General features: G+C 66.5%; 13 protein-coding genes. 6 read left to right on the top strand and 7 right to left on the bottom strand.

What is annotated here, in order from left to right:
* The first annotated feature begins 63 nt into the window (after positions 1-63).
* The gene (locus tag CQ050_RS03470) at positions 64-903 is read left to right on the top strand and encodes a ThiF family adenylyltransferase (RefSeq protein ID WP_105555402.1); all 840 of its coding nucleotides are present in this window, start codon (positions 64-66) and stop codon (positions 901-903) included.
* A gap of 67 nt (positions 904-970) precedes the next feature.
* On the opposite strand, the gene CQ050_RS03465 is transcribed toward CQ050_RS03470, so the two are convergent.
* From CQ050_RS03465 to CQ050_RS03455, 3 genes are read right to left on the bottom strand one after another with little or no spacing between them, the layout of a single operon-like run.
* Positions 971-1,282 (bottom strand): non-heme iron oxygenase ferredoxin subunit, encoded by a 312-nt coding sequence (locus tag CQ050_RS03465; RefSeq protein ID WP_105555401.1) that lies wholly within the window; start codon positions 1,280-1,282, stop codon positions 971-973.
* Between the two features lie 14 nt (positions 1,283-1,296).
* Complete coding sequence (locus tag CQ050_RS03460) at positions 1,297-1,770, bottom strand: aromatic-ring-hydroxylating dioxygenase subunit beta (RefSeq protein WP_105555400.1); 474 nt, start codon at positions 1,768-1,770, stop codon at positions 1,297-1,299.
* Between the two features lie 2 nt (positions 1,771-1,772).
* A complete protein-coding gene (locus CQ050_RS03455) occupies positions 1,773-3,032 on the bottom strand; it encodes an aromatic ring-hydroxylating dioxygenase subunit alpha (protein ID WP_105555399.1) in 1,260 nt (419 codons plus the stop codon).
* A 213-nt stretch (positions 3,033-3,245) separates the two neighbouring features.
* On the opposite strand from CQ050_RS03455, the gene CQ050_RS03450 reads away from it, so the two are divergent.
* The gene (locus CQ050_RS03450) at positions 3,246-4,148 is read left to right on the top strand and encodes a LysR family transcriptional regulator (protein WP_105555398.1); all 903 of its coding nucleotides are present in this window, start codon (positions 3,246-3,248) and stop codon (positions 4,146-4,148) included.
* Between the two features lie 74 nt (positions 4,149-4,222).
* On the opposite strand, the gene CQ050_RS03445 is transcribed toward CQ050_RS03450, so the two are convergent.
* From CQ050_RS03445 to uvrA, 3 genes are all read right to left on the bottom strand, one after another.
* Positions 4,223-4,855 (bottom strand): aminotransferase class IV family protein, encoded by a 633-nt coding sequence (locus CQ050_RS03445; protein ID WP_105555397.1) that lies wholly within the window; start codon positions 4,853-4,855, stop codon positions 4,223-4,225.
* 99 nt (positions 4,856-4,954) lie between these two features.
* Positions 4,955-6,091 (bottom strand): aminodeoxychorismate synthase component I, encoded by a 1,137-nt coding sequence (locus CQ050_RS03440; RefSeq protein WP_105555396.1) that lies wholly within the window; start codon positions 6,089-6,091, stop codon positions 4,955-4,957.
* A 5-nt stretch (positions 6,092-6,096) separates the two neighbouring features.
* Complete coding sequence (gene uvrA, locus CQ050_RS03435) at positions 6,097-11,910, bottom strand: excinuclease ABC subunit UvrA (protein WP_105555395.1); 5,814 nt, start codon at positions 11,908-11,910, stop codon at positions 6,097-6,099.
* Between the two features lie 240 nt (positions 11,911-12,150).
* On the opposite strand from uvrA, the gene CQ050_RS03430 reads away from it, so the two are divergent.
* From CQ050_RS03430 to CQ050_RS31240, 4 genes are all read left to right on the top strand, one after another.
* On the top strand, positions 12,151-12,936 hold the full coding sequence (locus tag CQ050_RS03430) for an IclR family transcriptional regulator (protein WP_105555582.1): 786 nt from the start codon (positions 12,151-12,153) through the stop codon (positions 12,934-12,936).
* Positions 12,937-12,958: 22 nt separating this feature from the next.
* Positions 12,959-13,606 carry a bifunctional 4-hydroxy-2-oxoglutarate aldolase/2-dehydro-3-deoxy-phosphogluconate aldolase gene (locus CQ050_RS03425; protein WP_105555394.1) on the top strand — a complete coding sequence of 216 codons (648 nt, stop codon included), beginning with the start codon at positions 12,959-12,961 and terminating at the stop codon, positions 13,604-13,606.
* Positions 13,599-14,531: a sugar kinase gene (locus CQ050_RS03420; protein WP_105555393.1), complete on the top strand. Its 933-nt coding sequence runs from the start codon at positions 13,599-13,601 to the stop codon at positions 14,529-14,531. Before CQ050_RS03425 ends, CQ050_RS03420 begins: the two co-directional genes overlap by 8 nt.
* Before the next feature lie 181 nt (positions 14,532-14,712).
* On the top strand, positions 14,713-14,841 hold the full coding sequence (locus CQ050_RS31240) for a hypothetical protein (protein WP_006226408.1): 129 nt from the start codon (positions 14,713-14,715) through the stop codon (positions 14,839-14,841).
* 137 nt (positions 14,842-14,978) lie between these two features.
* Here CQ050_RS31240 and CQ050_RS03415 read toward each other — a convergent pair whose 3' ends face one another.
* Entirely contained in the window at positions 14,979-15,950 is a 972-nt protein-coding gene (locus CQ050_RS03415) for a LysR family transcriptional regulator (protein ID WP_105555392.1), read from the bottom strand.
* Between the last annotated feature and the right edge of the window lie 39 nt (positions 15,951-15,989).

The following is a 15,989-nucleotide window of genomic DNA, read 5'->3' as shown; positions in this document are numbered from 1 at the left end:
CCGGCGTGGCGGGGCTCGCGTGTGCAACAGCCAACAATTCCCTTGGCCTATAAAATACCCGCCATGAACTCGCCCGATCATCCGATTCCGCCCGCCGACCTGGATCGCCGCTTCGGCGGCCTGTCCCGTCTGTACGGCCCCCAAGCGCCCGCACGTTTGCAAACCGCCCATGTTGCGGTGGCAGGCCTGGGGGGCGTCGGTTCGTGGACCGTCGAGGCCTTGGCGCGTTGCGGGGTTGGCGCCCTGACCTTGATCGACCTGGACCACATCGCCGAATCCAACGTCAACCGGCAGATCCATGCGCTGTCGTCCACGTTGGGGCAATCCAAGGTGGACGCCATGGCCGAGCGGGTGCTGGCGATCAATCCGGAATGCCGGCTGACGCGGGTGGATGACTTCGTGTCGCCCGAGAACGTCGCCGACGTATTGCCCGGGCCTTACACCGTCATCATCGATTGCACCGACCAGGCCACGGCCAAGATCGCGATGATCCTGCATGCGCGTGCGCTGGCGGTGCCGATGCTGCTGTGCGGGGGGGCTGGTGGCAAGACGGATCCGCTGGCGTTGCGGGCCGGCGACCTGTCGGCCGCGGTGAATGACGCCTTGCTGGCCAAGCTGCGCAACAAACTGCGCAAGGAACACGGCTTTCCACGCGCTTCCGATCAGAACGGCAAGGCGCTCAAGCGCGTGCCGAAGATGGGCATCCATGCCCTTTGGTTTGACCAGCCCGCCATCCTGCCCGACGCCTGGACCCGCCCCGACGAGGGCGAGGACGACCTGGGCGCTTCGGGTCTGAACATCGCGCCGCAAGGGCTGTCGTGCGCGGGCTACGGTTCGGTCGTGACGGTGACGGCGGCCATGGGCATGGCGGCCGCCAACGAGGCGCTGCGGCTGGCGATCTGATCGCCAGCGGGATTTCGTACCCCGGCCTCGGGCGCGATGAAGGTCGTCCGGCTCCTCGAGCCTTGCGTCACAGCGCCACGAACACGATCCCGTCTTCGATCCTGACGGGGTAGGTCGCCACGTTTTCCCGCAACGGGGAACATAGCGCCCGGCCGTCGCGCACGTCGAAACGGCCCTGGTGCAAGGGGCATTCGATTTCGTGGCCTTCCAGGAAACCATCGCAAAGGCGGGCGTTGCCGTGCGTACAGAGGTTGGAGGTCGCGTAGACCTCGCCGTCGACGCCATACAGCGCGATCTCGCGGCCGCCCGCCTGCACGGCGATGACGTCTTCGTCCGGCACATCGGCCCGCGCGATGGCCTTGATCCATTGCGTGCTCATAGCGGCTTTCCTTGTCAGATGGGGTAGATGAGCGAATTGGGGATCAGTTCGCTGTCGAAAATGCACAGCCGCGATTCGAATTTCAGGCCATCGGGCGTCTGGCGCACCACGTCCAGGTAGCGGCCCACGTTGAATACGGTGGTCAGCTGGCTGGGCTTGGTGCGGAACACCGCGTAGCTGGCCTCGGATTCGATGCGGTCGCCGTCCACCGACAGCACGCGCGGCGCGCCCACGACGTGGCGTTGGTAGTAGGGGTCATGGAAGATCGTGTCCGTGGCGCCGTAGATGCGGTCCTTCAGCATGCCGCGGCTTTCAAAGGCCATGGTCGCCAGGGGGTAGCCGCGTTCGTGGTTTTCACGCGGCAGCACCTTGTACGTGCAGGCTTCCAGGAAGAACTCCGGCCATTTCTCCCATTCCTCCGCATCCAGCGCGGCGGCGTAGTCGGCATACAGGCGGGTCAGCTGGTAATAGAGCGGAAAGTCCAGCATCGTCATGCCTCCATCACGCGACGCCAATACGCGTACATGCCGCGGATCAACGTTTCGGTGACCATGTGGCTGGTGTTTTCGGCGGTCTTGCCGCCCAATTCCGCCACGCTGCGGTGCCAGGGCTTCTGTTGAAAACCCGCTTGCGAGAATTCGATGACCTCGCCGTCGTCGGCGGAGACAAACCCGGCCGGCCCGAACAGATTGGCCTGGCGCAGGCGTCGGCGCGTCATCTCGGGCGTGTCGTCGGCAAAGCCGAAGTGGGTCCAGACGAAGTCAAAGGCGTCATGGCCCACGGGCTGGATGTGGCGGGTGGACAGCGAATTCACCTGCTGCTGGATGATGACGCTGGGAAACAGCGTCATCAGCACGGCGGTCGGGCCGTTCCACCAGGGTTCCTGGACGATGTCGAGGAAGCGGTCATCGTTCAGGGACATCTGTTCCTTGAAGCTGGATACGCCACTGGTGACACTGCCTTTGCCGCCCTGGCCGCGCGTGGAGATCATGGCGGCGTGGCGGAAGTGCCGGTCCATCTTCAGTTCCGAGCGGTTGTCCGCGCGCCACAAGCCGAAGGTGACGAACCAGGTGTGCAGCAGGCCGGGGTGGTAGGGGTCCTTGATGTTCTCCTGCATCAGTTTCCAGTTGCCCGGGATGCGCTGGCGGCTGTAGCCGTGGATCACCAGTTCGCGGCCATCGAAGACGCGGTCGAAATAGTGCAGGATGTCGGGCCCCAGGTAGTCTTCCAGCGGCTCCACGTCAGGGTCGAACGCGGCGAACACCACGCCGTTGCGGCAGGTCATCGTCAATTTGGTCAGGCTGTGCGCTTCGGGATCGAAATCGGGCGGCATGCCGCCGTTCACCTTGCCATCCTGCTTCACGCCGCGTCGGAACGGCACGCCGATCAGATTGCCTTGCAGGTCGTAGTTCCATTGGTGATAGGGGCAGACGAATTCGCTGCGATTGCCGGCGCGTTCGCGGCAGAACTGCACGCCACGGTGGGCGCACACGTTTTCCACCACACGCACCTGGCCGTCGTTGTCGCGCACCAGGATGACGGATCGTTCCCCCACGGCGGTGCGCTTGAAGTCGCCCGGGTTGGGAATTTCGGCCTCCAGGCCCACGTAGCTCCAGTGCCCGCGGTAGAAGAAGCGTTCCAGCTCGCGTTGGTGCAATGCGGCATCGGTGTAGACGCCGAAGGGGATGCGGTGAGAGCCCTCGCCCTGCCAGGGCGGGACGAAAGCAAGCGGTTGTTCGGGCGTGTTCATGGGCGGCCTCGTGCGTGGCCGCCCGGACGACTGGGCGTGGCGGGGTGCATGGTTTGTCTCCATTTTCGTCTGGCCCGCCTGGGGCGAACCGGGGGCCGGCGCGGCATCGGCGCAGGTAGTTTTCGCATCATCTTCGGGCAGGTGGTGGAATAAATAAATAGAATCTGCTTGATAAGCCTAATCACCAGAATCAATATTGGTGGAGACACGCGCATGAACCTGAAAGACGTGGACTTGAATCTGCTGGTCGTCTTCAACGAATTGCAGAAGCACGGCCGGGTGTCCGCCGTGGCGCAAAGCCTGGGTATTTCGCAACCCGGCGTCAGCAATGCGTTGGCGCGTTTGCGCAAATTGCTGGGTGACGAGCTGTTCCTGCGCACGTCGCGCGGCATGGTGCCGACGCCCTACGCGGAATCGCTGGCCCAGCCCATTGCCGATGCGCTGAGTGCGTTGCTCGTCACGTTGAGCGCTCGCGCGCGCTTTGACCCGGCGCGCAGCGAGCGGGCGTTCGTGATCGGCGTGAACGACGTGGGCGAAACCTATTTCCTGCCGCGCCTGATGCGGGCGCTGGATGGCGCGGCCCCCGGCGTCACGATACGAACCGTGCGCACGACGTCGATCAACGTGAAAGACGAAATGGAGCGCGGCCGCATCGACTTGGCCATGGGTTTCCTGCCGAGTCTGAAAAGCGGCTTTTTCCAGCGAAAATTGTTCAGCCAGCCGTATGTGTGCGTCTTTCGGCGCGGCCACCCGCTGGCGCGCACAGGCGTGTCGGCCAGGCAGTTCCGCGCGGCCGAGCACGTGGCCATCGTGTCCGAAGGCACGGGCCACGGGGTGGTGGACGAGGTGATCGAGCAAGCCGGCATCCGCCGCCGCCTGCGGCTGACGGTGCCGCATTTCATGGCGGTGGGGCCCGTGCTGGCCGCCACCGACATGATCGCGGTCGTGCCGCGGCGCTTTGCCGATTGCGCCTGCGAGCCTTTCGGGCTGGCGACGGCGCCCTGTCCGGTGAAGATTCCGGAATCCGTCATCAACGTGTTCTGGCACGCCCGCAGCCACCGCGAACCCGCCAACCAGTGGTTACGGCAAGTGGTGGTGGACGAGTTCGCGGACTAAGGCGGGGGTGGGAGCGAGCTGGCGCGGGCCGCGCGGCGCCGCAGGGGCAACGCGCACCTGCACGGAATCTGCGGTCAGGTTTCTCGCAGCGTGACCGTGAACCAGCCGCGCAGGGCGTTGGACAGGCGGATCTCGTCGGCCTCGTGCAGATCGGCCAGGGTCAACACCCGTTCCTGGACATTGCCGGTGTCCAGCAGTTCGCCGCGCTGCACGCCGGGCAGGCAGCCGCTTTCCACCGGTGGGGTGTACCAACGGCCGCCCATGCGCAGATACACGTTGCTGCGGCTGCCTTCGCACAGTTCGCCGCGCTCGTTCAGATAAAGCAGGTCAAAGATATGCGGATGCGCCGGTAGCCATTCGATTGTCTTGGTGTACCAGGGGCGGTGCGTGGTCTTGTAGCGCAGCAGCGGCTCCGAAGCGCGCAGCGTCTCGGGCGCCAGCATGACTTCCTGGACGGCCGGCAGCGGCGGCAGCCGGGCGGTCTGGATATGGCGGGAGCCGTCGCGGGCAACCAGCAGGCGCAGGCGGTGCGGGCCCGGCGTGACCAGGCCCGTCGCGGCGATCATGATGTCGCCTTCCACGGCCCGGCCGCCCCAGGGGTAGCCCAGCGCCTTGCAGGACGCCTCCAGGCGCTGCAGGTGGCGGGCCAGCAGGGGCACGCGCTGTTCGGCATCGACCAGGATGGTCTCGATCAATTCAGGTTGCATGGGACTCTCCTGGGAAACGGCGAGCGGCGCCGCGCTCTATGCTACTACCGCTGCCGGCGTTGTTTCCAGCGTGATCCTGCCGGCCCGGGGCGGGCGCCATCAGGCGCGCAGGATGCGGGCCTTCCAGTGGCACTCTTGCCATTCCTCGGCGGGATCCGAGTCGTGCACGATGCCGCCGCCGACGCTGTAGACGCCGCCGCCGGCCGGGTCCAGGACCAGGGTGCGGATCGCCACATTCAACGAAAAGTCGCCATCCGGCGCCAGCCAGCCCACGCTGCCGCAGTACAGGCCGCGCGGGGCGGTCTCCATTTGGCGAATGCGCCGCATGGCGGCCACCTTGGGGGCGCCGGTGATGGAACCGCAGGGAAAGAGGGCGTGCAGCACGTCTTGCAGCGTGGCATCCGGCGCCAACGCCGACACCGTGGACGTCATGGTCCAGACGGTGGGATAGCGCTCCAGCGAGAACAGCGCGTCGACCGTGACCGAACCGGGCTCGGCCAGCCGGCCCAGGTCATTGCGCAGCAGGTCCACGATCATCAGGTTTTCGGCGCGGTTCTTTTCGCTAGCCAGCAATTCCTGGCCCAGCCGCGCATCCTCGACGGGATCGGGATGGCGCGGCGCGGTGCCTTTCATCGGGCGGGTCGTCAGCCGCGCCCCGTCGCGCCGCACAAAGAGTTCGGGTGAAAAAGACAGTACCGTGCGGTCGCCATCCTGGATGAACGCGCCGTGGGCCACCGGGTTGCGGGCGGCGATGCGGCGGTAGAGCGTGGCCGGATCGCCCTGGTATTGCAGATCAAGCGCCTGCGTGAAATTGACCTGATACAGCTCGCCGTCGCCGATCAGGCCGCGGATGGCGTCGATCTGGCGCACGTAGCCGGCTTCGGTCATGCGTGGCGTGGGCAGGCTGATGGAGGCGGGCGCGCTGTTGGCATCCGGCGCGTCCCAGGGCGTGTCTTCCACCTTGCGGTCGAACACCAGCGCGGTCAGGCGGGGGCGCCCGTCATCCCGCGGGGGCGTCCAGGGGCCAGCGGGCGCGGGCAGGGCTGCTTCAGGCAACAGCCATTCGCCCAGTTCGTAGTCCAGCAGCAGGGCGACCCATCGCCCCTGCCGCCGCGCGGCCTCGATGGCCGCCAGCGCGGGGACGACTTCGGCCGCGGCGCGCGCTTCGATGCGGGAGCAAAAGCCCTCGAACCGCAGCGCGCGGCCTGCCAGCCGGTCTTCAAAACGACATTCCATGCGTGTTACTGCTGTTGTTGTTGCGCCAGGAATTCCGTAAGGACGCGTCCGGTGTGGGAGTGGTCGGCCAGGGTCATCACATATTCCGGCGAGCCTTCGCCCACCAGCTTGCCGCCGCCCGTGCCGCCTTCGGGGCCCAGGTCCAGCAGCCAGTCGGCTTCGGCGATGACGTCCAGATTATGCTCAATCACGACGACCGTGTTGCCCGCTTCCACCAGACGATGCAGCACATGGATCAGCTTTTCCACGTCGGCCATGGACAGGCCCACGGTGGGTTCGTCCAGCACGTACAGCGTATGCGGGATGCGGGACGCGCGGCCGGTCTTGATCAGGCCGTCGGTCAGGCGCGCCTTGGAAAGTTCGGTCACCAGCTTGATGCGCTGCGCCTCGCCGCCGGACAGGGTTGGCGACGGCTGGCCCAATGTCAGGTAACCCAGCCCCACGTCCTGCATCAGCTGCAGCGGCCGGTGAATCTTCGGGTGCGCCGCGAAGTAGCCGATGGCGTCGTCCACTTCCATGGACAGCAGTTCGCCGGCGTTCTTGCCGCGCATCTGCACGCTGAGCGTGTCGCTATTGAAGCGCGCGCCGTTGCAGGCGTCGCACGGCACCTTCACGTCCGGCAGGAAGTTCATTTCAATGGTGCGCATGCCCTGGCCTTCGCAGATCGGGCAGCGGCCATCGCCGGTATTGAACGAGAAGCGCGCCGCCGTCCAGCCGCGCATGCGGGCTTCGCGGGTGTCGGCGAACTGCTTGCGCACGTCGTCCCAGAACCCCACATACGTGGCGGGGCACGAGCGCGGCGTCTTGCCGATGGGGGTCTGGTCCACTTCCAGCACGCGGTCGATGGCTTCCCAGCCCTTGATGCTTTCGCAACCCGCCCAGCCCGGCGACTTGCCTTGCGAGACGGCCTGGCTCAGGTTGTCCAGCAGCACTTCGCGCGCCAGCGTCGACTTGCCGGAACCCGACACGCCCGTCACGACGCTCAGGCGGCCCACCGGGATCTTGGCGTCCACACTGCGCAGATTGTGCAGGCGCGCGCCGCGGATCTCGATCATCGGCGTGTCGGCTTCGACGGGCCGGCGGCCTTGCAACGGGTGTTGCAGCGGCGTTTTCAGATAACGTCCGGTGACGGATTCCGGCGCATCCATCAAATCCTGCACGGAACCTTCGGCCACGACGCGCCCGCCGCGGATGCCCGCGCCCGGCCCGATGTCGATCACGTGCGAGGCGCGGCGGATCGTGTCTTCGTCGTGTTCGACCACCACCAGCGTGTTGCCGTTTTCTTCCAGGCGGGCCAGCGCATTCAGCAGAATGCGATTGTCGCGCGGATGCAGGCCGATGGTGGGTTCATCCAGCACGTAGCAGACGCCTTGCAGGTTGGACCCCAACTGCGCGGCCAATCGGATGCGCTGCGCTTCGCCGCCGGACAGCGTCGGAGCGGCGCGGTCCAGCGCCAGGTAGTTCAGGCCCACTTCCTGCATGAAGTTCAGGCGGCCGCGGATTTCGGTCAGGATATCGCGGGCGATCTCGCCTTCCCGGCCGCGCGCCACCAGTCCGGTAAAGAAGGTGTGCGCGTCCGACACCGGCAGCGAAGCCAGTTCGGCAATCGATTTGTCGCGCCAGCGCACGGCGCGCGCCACGCGATTCAGGCGTTGCCCGTCGCACTGCGTGCAGGCGCGGGCTTCGCCTTCGTACCAGGCGTTCCACGCGGTTTCCTCGCCGGTCTGCTCTTCGTCGAACCCCTGCAATTGCAGGCCCGTGCCGAAGCACCCCGTGCACCAGCCGTGCTTGGAGTTGTACGAGAACAGGCGCGGATCGGGTTCCGGGAAGCTGGTGCCGCACGACGGGCACGCGCGCTTGACCGAAAAATGCTGTTGCTGCAATTCGCTGTTCAGCGCTTCGTGCAGCTTGTTCACCGGCCAGACCACCGACATCACGCCCTGGCCGTTTTCCAGCGCGCTTTTGACGGCGGCGCGCAGGTCGGCTTCGTTGGCGGGGTCCACCACCACGTCCGCCACCGGCAGCTCGATGGTGTGTTCCTTATAGCGGTCCAGGCGCGGCCAGGGGGCCACGGGGATGAACTCGCCGTCCACGCGCAGGTGCGAATGGCCCTTCGAACCGGCCCACTTGGCCAGATCCGTGTAATAGCCCTTGCGCGCGGTCACCAGCGGGGACAACAGGCCGATGTGCACGCCCTTGTGGTCGCGCAGCAGGCGGGCCACGATCTGGTCGGTGTTCTGCGGCTCGACGGCCACGTTGCAATCCGGGCAGTACTGGGTGCCCAGCTTCACGTACAGCAGGCGCAGGAAATGGTGGATTTCCGTCATCGTGGCCACGGTGGACTTGCGGCCCCCGCGGCTGGTGCGCTGTTCGATGGCCACGGTGGGCGGAATGCCGAAGATGGCGTCCACGTCCGGCTTGCCGGCCGGCTGCACGATGGCGCGCGCGTAGGCGTTCAGCGATTCCAGGTAGCGGCGCTGGCCTTCGTTGAACAGGATGTCGAAGGCCAGCGTGGACTTGCCCGAGCCGGACACGCCGGTGATCACGGTGAATTTGTCGTGCGGGATTTCGACGCTGATGTTCTTCAGGTTGTGTTCGCGCGCGTTGCGGATTTCGATCGCCATGTTGCCTTGGCGGCGCGCGCGCATCACGGACTGCAATGGCGTGCCTTCGCCGGCGCCGGAGGCCTCGGCGGCCCCGTCGGTGCTGTGATACGCGGCGGCCGGTTCGGCGATGCGGGCGGTCAGGCCGGCTTGCTCGACTTCCTGCGCGTCGATGTCGCTGGTGACCACGACGTCGGTCGGCAGGATGCTGACTTCGTAGTCGCGCAGCGCGGCGCCCGTGTGCGACTTGGGGTTGTCCATCAAGTCTTGCGGCGTGCCTACGCCAAGCACCAGACCGCCGGCATCGCCGCCTTCCGGGCCCAGATCGATCAGCCAGTCGGCCGCGCGAATCACGTCAAGGTTGTGTTCGATGACCAGCAGCGTGTGGCCGGCGGCCAGCAGCTTGCGGAACGCGCGCATCAGGCGGGCGACGTCGTCGAAGTGCAGTCCGGTGGTGGGTTCATCGAACAGGAACAGGCTGCCCTTCTTGGCGACCTTGGCGGTAGAAATACCGCTGCGCGCCGCTTCGGCCAGGTGGCCGGCCAGCTTCAGGCGCTGCGCCTCGCCGCCCGACAGCGTCGGCACGGGCTGGCCCAGGCGCACATATTCCAGGCCCACATCGGCCAGCGGCGCCAGGCCCGTCTGCACGTCGCGCAGGCCCTTGAAGAAGTCCAGCGCTTCGCTGACCGTCATGGCCAGCACTTCGTCGATGGACGCGCTCTTGCCCAGGTGTTCGACGCGCACTTCCAGGACTTCGGGGCGGAAGCGCTTGCCGTCGCAATCCGGGCAGCGCAGGTACACGTCGGACAGGAACTGCATTTCCACGTGCTCGAAGCCGGTGCCGCCGCAGGTGGGGCAGCGGCCGTCGCCGCCGTTGAAGCTGAACGTGCCGGCCGTGTAGGCGCGTTCGCGCGCCAGCGGGGCCTGGGCGAACAGCTTGCGGACGGCGTCGAATGCGCCCACGTAGCTGGCGGGGTTGGAGCGCGCCGTCTTGCCGATGGGGGTCTGGTCCACCATGACCACGTCGGCGATCTGCTCGGCGCCCAGCAGGCGTTCGAACGCGCCCGGCGCCTCCGACGGCTTGCCTTTCTGCTTGAGCAGCGCGGGGTACAGCACGTCCTGCACCAGCGTGGACTTGCCTGATCCGGACACGCCGGTCACGCAGACCAGCCGGCCCAGCGGCAATTCCACCGAGACATTTTTCAGGTTGTGCGCGTTGACGCCTTCCAGCAACAGGCGCGGCGTGTTCTTGGCGACTGGCATCGGACGCGGCGCTTCCACGCGCTGGCGGCCGCCCAGGTAATTGCCCGTCAAGGTGTCGGCCGCGCGCAATTGCTTGGGCGAGCCGTCGAAAACGATGTAGCCGCCGCGTTCGCCCGGGCCGGGGCCGATGTCGATGATGCGGTCCGCGGCCACCATGACCTGCGGGTCGTGTTCCACCACCACCAGCGTGTTGCCCGCGTTGCGCAACCGGTGCATGACTTCGACCACGCGATGCATGTCGCGCGGGTGCAGGCCGATGGAGGGCTCGTCCAGCACGAACAGCGTGTTCACCAGCGAGGTGCCCAGCGCGGTGGTCAGGTTGATGCGCTGCACTTCGCCGCCCGACAACGTGCGGCTCTGGCGGTCCAGCGTCAGGTAGCCCAGGCCCACGTCGCACAGGAACTTCAGGCGCGCGCGCACTTCCGTCATGAGCAGGTCGGTGGCGGCGTCCAACGCGCCGGAAAACGATAATTCGTCGAAGAAGCGGCGTACCCGTTCGATGGGCAGCAGCATGACGTCATGGATCGACAGGCCGCCCAGGTTGTTCAACTGGTCGCGCGACCAGTCGGCCCCGACCGGCATGAAGCGCCGATAGCGGCCGTCTTCCGGCGGCAGCACCGTGTCGGCTTCTTCCTTGGTGCCCAGCCGCCACAGCAACGCGTCCGGCTTCAGGCGCGCACCGTTGCAGGTGGGGCAGGGCGTATAGCTGCGGTACTTCGACAGCAGCACGCGCACGTGCATTTTGTAGGCCTTGGTTTCCAGCCAGTCGAAGAAGCGCTGCACGCCATACCACTGGTGTTTCCAGGCGTCGTTGCCGCCTTTCCAGTCAGGGGTGCCGTACAGCACCCAGCGCTTGTGCTCTTCGCTCATCGACTTCCAGGGCACCCCCAGCGGCACGCCCGCGCGCGGCGCGTACTTTTGCAGTTCGTCCTGGCATTCCTTATAGGACGGCGTGGTCCACGGCTTGATCGCGCCTTCCAGCAGGGTCTTGTTCTCGTCCGGGATCACCAGGCCGAAATCGATGCCGATCACCCGGCCGAAGCCGCGGCAGGACTCGCACGCGCCCAGTGGCGAATTGAACGAGAAGCTGCTGGGCAGCGGGTCGGTGTATTCGATGTTGCAGTCGGCGCAATGCAGGCGGTCGCTGTACTTCCAGATGTCGGCGTTGCCGCCTTCGGCGTCCATGACATAGACGGCAAGGTGGCCGGCGCCCATGCGCAGCGCGGTGTCCAGCGCTTCCATCACGCGTTCGCGTTCGGTGCCCGCGAAGCGGAAGCGATCCTGGATGACGTGCAGGATGCGGCGGGCTTCGCCCGCGTCCTTGGACGCCTTGGTTTTCTTGGCGCCCTTTGCGGCCTTCGCGCCCTTGGCCGCGGCGGTGGCGCGCGGCACGGCGGTTTCCTCGGCGTGCACGCGGGTGTAGCCCTGCTGCTCAAGGAAGCCGCGCACTTCGTCTTCGGTGAAGTTGGCGGGCACGGCGATGGGGAAGGTCACCACCAGGCGCGGGTCGCCCGCCACCGCGGCGCGTTCGGCCAGCGAATGGTAGATGGAGTCCGGCGTGTCGCGGCGCACCACCTTGCCGCAGCCGCGGCAATACAACCTGGCGCCGCGCGCGAACAGCAGCTTCAGGTGGTCGTTCAGTTCGGTCATCGTGCCGACCGTGCTGCGCGAGCTGCGCACCGGGTTGGTCTGGTCGATGGCGATGGCCGGCAGGATGCCTTCGATGCGGTCCACCTGGGGCTTGTCCATGCGGTCCAGGAACTGGCGCGCATAGGGCGAGAACGTTTCCACGTAGCGCCGCTGCCCCTCGGCGTACAGGGTGTCGAACGCCAGCGAACTCTTGCCAGAGCCCGAAACGCCCGTCACGACGACCAGTTCGCCAGTGGCGATAGTCAGGTCCAGGTTCTTGAGATTGTTCTGGCGTGCGCCAACGATGCGGATTTGGGAGCTCATGGACGGTATCGTAGCCTGAGGAAGCCGCCTGCCCGAGCGATGACCCTTCGCTGGTTTCGAGCGCGGCGATATGGAATAATTGCCTACATAGTGACGCATTGGTCCATAATATGGACAATCATGCGCTGACTAGCTGTACAAATAAACAGTATCGCAGATTCGTCTGACATTCGCGCTGTTTGCCTTGCGAAATCTGTTTGTTCATAGTTAAAGGCCGGTTGCCTCTATTTGGGGACGTTCTTGTCGGAAACCAAGGTCGCGGGCGCTGCGGCGTTCGCCAAATTCATGACGGTGCTGCAGGCGGTGGCCGATGCGCCTGAACCGCCTACGGCGGCCTCGCTTGCGCGCAGTTGCGGCTACCCCCGCCCGACCGTGTATCGCATCGTGGCGGCGCTGGCCGAGCAGGGCATGGTGGCGGAGACCGGCGGCGCCTATCGCCTGGGCACGCGCCTGATGTCTCTGGCCAGCCGCGCCTGGTCGCAGTTCGACCTGCGCGCCGCGCTGGCGCCCGATCTACAGGCGTTGCGCGACGCCACGGGCGAAACCGTGCACCTGGCGGTGCCCGCCGGCCAGGAAATGATCTATATCGACAAACTGGAAAGCCCGGGCCCGGTGCGCATGGTGTCGCGCGTGGGGTCATCGGTGGCGTTGCATTCCAGCGCGGTCGGCAAGGCCTATCTGGCTGCGCTGGACGATGCTGCCCGCGAGCGCCTGCTGCACGGCCTGCCGTTGCCGGCGCGCATGCCGGGCACCGTGACCAGCCTGCCGGCCCTGCGCGCCGTGCTGGACGCGGACCGCGCGCGTGGCTACGCCATGGACAACGAAGAAAATGAAGCCGGCATCGTCTGCTACGGCGTGGCGCTGTGCGACGCGGCCGGCCGCCCCGTGGCGGGCGTCAGCGTCAGCACCCTGCTGTTCCGGCGGCGCGACGACCCGCAAGCCGCCTATATCGATCCCTTGCTGCGGCTGCGCGACGCCGCCGCAGCCAAACTCGCCGTCCTGCCGGCATCGTCCGGCGGCGTCTGACCGCCCGTCCCAGAGGAATTCCATGACCGCCTCCGCTCCCATCGCCTCCAAGCTTTCCGCCCTGCTGGCTGCCCGGGTCGTGCCCGTGTTGCGCTACACGGACGCGGCCACCGCTGCCTATGCCGCCGAAGTCGCGGTAGCGGCTGGCTGCACCACGCTGGAACTGACCTGGACGATTCCCGGCGTGACCGACCTGGTGCGCGCGCTGCGCGACAAGCATGGCCCCAGCCTGTTGCTGGGCGTGGGCACGGTGCTGGACGAAGCCCAGGCCCGTGACGCACTGGTGGCCGGCGCCGACTTCCTGGTGTCGCCCGCCTTGGCCAGCGAGATCGTCGACATGGCGCACGCGGCCGACGCGCTGTGCCTGCTGGGCGCGTTCACGCCTACCGAAGTGCTGGCGGCCCGCCGTGCCGGCGTGGACGTGGTGAAGGTGTTCCCGGCCGACACCGGCGGCCCCAAGCACCTGGCCGCGCTGAAGTCGGTCTATCCGGACACGATCTTCTGCCCGACGGGAGGCATCACCCAGGACAACATGGGCGCGTACTTCGCGGCCGGCGCCGGGCTGGTCGGCATCGGCAGCAACCTGTACGACAAGGCTGCGTTCGCCGCGCGCGACACGGCGGCCCTGGTCGCCCAGATCACCCGCACCCGCGAGGCCGCCCATGGCTGATTTCGACATCGTCGCGCTGGGCGAGCCGCTGGTTGAACTGAACCAGACGCACAAAGGGCAGTTGCAGTACTTGCAGGGTTTTGGCGGCGACACGTCCAACGCGGTCATTGCCGCCGCCCGCCAAGGCGCGCGCTGCGCCTACCTGACCCGCGTGGGCAATGACACGTTCGGCGCCCAGTTCCGGGACCTGTGGCAGTCCGAGGGCGTGGACACGGCGGGCGTGCAGACGGACGACGACGCGCACACCGGCCTGTATTTCGTGCAGCACGGCCCCGACGGCCACGCGTTCAGCTATCTGCGGCGCGGCTCTGCCGCCAGCTTGATGACGCCGGCCTTGCTGCAAAGCGGCCTGATCGAGCGCAGCCGCTTTCTGCATGTATCGGGCATCAGCATGGCGATCAGCACCAGCGCCTGCGACACCGTCTTCGCCGCGATGGCCCGCGCGCATGCCGCGGGGGCGCAGGTCAGCCTGGATTCGAACCTGCGGCTGCGGCTGTGGCCGGTGGACCGCGCCCGCGCGGTCCTGCGCGAAGCCATGCGTGACGCCGACCTGTTCCTGCCCAGCATGGACGACATGCAGCACCTGACGGGCAACGACGATCCCGAGCGCACGCTGGACTGGATCCGCGACGGCGGCGCGGCGGGCGTGGTGGTGCTGAAACTGGGCAAAGACGGATCCATCATTGACGACGGGCACACCCGCACGCCAATCGCGGCCCTGCGGGTGGATGCGGTCGATGCCACCGGGGCGGGCGACTGTTTCGCAGGCAGTTTGCTTGCGCGCCGCTGCCAGGGCGATTCCTGGGAAGAAGCCGTGCGCTACGCCAACGCGGCGGCGGCGTTGTCCACATTGGGCTATGGCGCGGTCGATCCGCTGCCTCGCGCGGAACAGGTCCGGGAACGGCTGAAATCGCTGGAAGACTAGAAGCAGGCAGGGGCGGGGCGCCCAAGGGGACGGACCACACCGCCGGCTCCATACCCTGTTTTCCACCCAATTGGCGCGGCCTGGAGATTTCAGGCTAAAATGCCAAGTTATCCGAATTTTTCCGCCAGCCCTATTTCCGGTTGTGCGGGCCACTTTCCGCAAATTCAACAGGAGAATCAACATGGCTGAACGCAAACGCGTGCGTCGTAACACCCTGGAACGCCGTTGCTTGGGCAAGGCTTTCAAGCGCTTGTTCGTCAAGTCGCCCAAGGGTGTTTTCAAGATGCTGGAAAAGATCAAGCGCGTCTAATCCACGCCCCTGATTTGAAAAATCCCCGCATGGCGCAAGCTGTGCGGGGATTTTTCTTGGGGTCCGCCATGATGGGTGCGCCATGATGGGGCGCGGCGGAGGGCACGGCGGAGGCCAGAGCATAATGCTCCGCCCCATCACTCCACGGTCGGCCCGAGCTTTGGCTTGATGAAGTCCATGAACGCCCGGGTTTTGGCCGGCTGGATGCTGGAGGGGTACACCACGTAGATCGAGATGGGGTCTACCGACCAGCCCGGCAGCACGCGCCGCAGCGAGTTGCGCTTGATGATCGGGTCCAGCGCCTGGCAATGCGGCATGCGGGTGATGGCCAGGTCCAGGCCGGCCAGGGTGCCGGCGATGCTCATGTTGTTGGCGGCCAGATGGCCGCTGACCGGCACGCGCTCGCTCACGGTGCCGTTGTGCAGCGTCCAGTGCGAATGCGCGTCGTCGATCGTGGTGCGCAGGCATTGATGCTGCGTCAGGTCGGCGGGCGTCTTGGGTTCGCCATGACGCTCAAGATACCGGTCGGAGGCATACAGATAGTTGTCCAGGGACACCAGTTCCTGCACCACGGCGCCGTCACTGCGCGGGATGGCCCCGCCGTTGCCGTTGCCGTTGCCCGTGTCCACGGGGGCCAGCGGGTAATCGGTATTGCGGCCAAAGCGCAGCACGACGTCGAACGGCGTGCCTTGGGCGTCGGACGCCGTCATCATGCTCAGGTCGAACTCGCATTCCACTTCCGGATAGCGGTCGGTGAAGTCGTTGATGGTTTCCGGCAGCAGCCAGATCGCCAGGCTGTACGGCATGGACACCCGCAGGTTGCCCGACGGGCCGCCCGACAGCGACAGCAGTTGCTCGTGCGCCAGGCGGGCTTCGTCGATCAGGCCCTGGCAGCGGCGCATGTAGGCCGCGCCGGCCTCTGTCAGGTCCAGCCTGCGCGTATTCCGGTTGATCAGCCGCAGGCCGATCGCGCGCTCCAGTTCATTGATTCGGCGCGACAGCGTCGACGTGGGCATGTCCAGCGCGCGCGCCGCCAGGCTGAAGCTCTTGCGCTTGGCAACCTCTACGAACAAGGCGATGTCATTGAGCTGGACGGTCGAAGCTTCCATAGGCATTCCGGATTTGGCCGCCCGAGTTTACGCCACTCC

The sequence above is a fragment of the Achromobacter sp. MYb9 genome (genome assembly GCF_002975275.1).
GTDB lineage: Bacteria > Pseudomonadota > Gammaproteobacteria > Burkholderiales > Burkholderiaceae_B > Achromobacter.
This window is presented reverse-complemented; position numbering and strand designations above follow the sequence as displayed.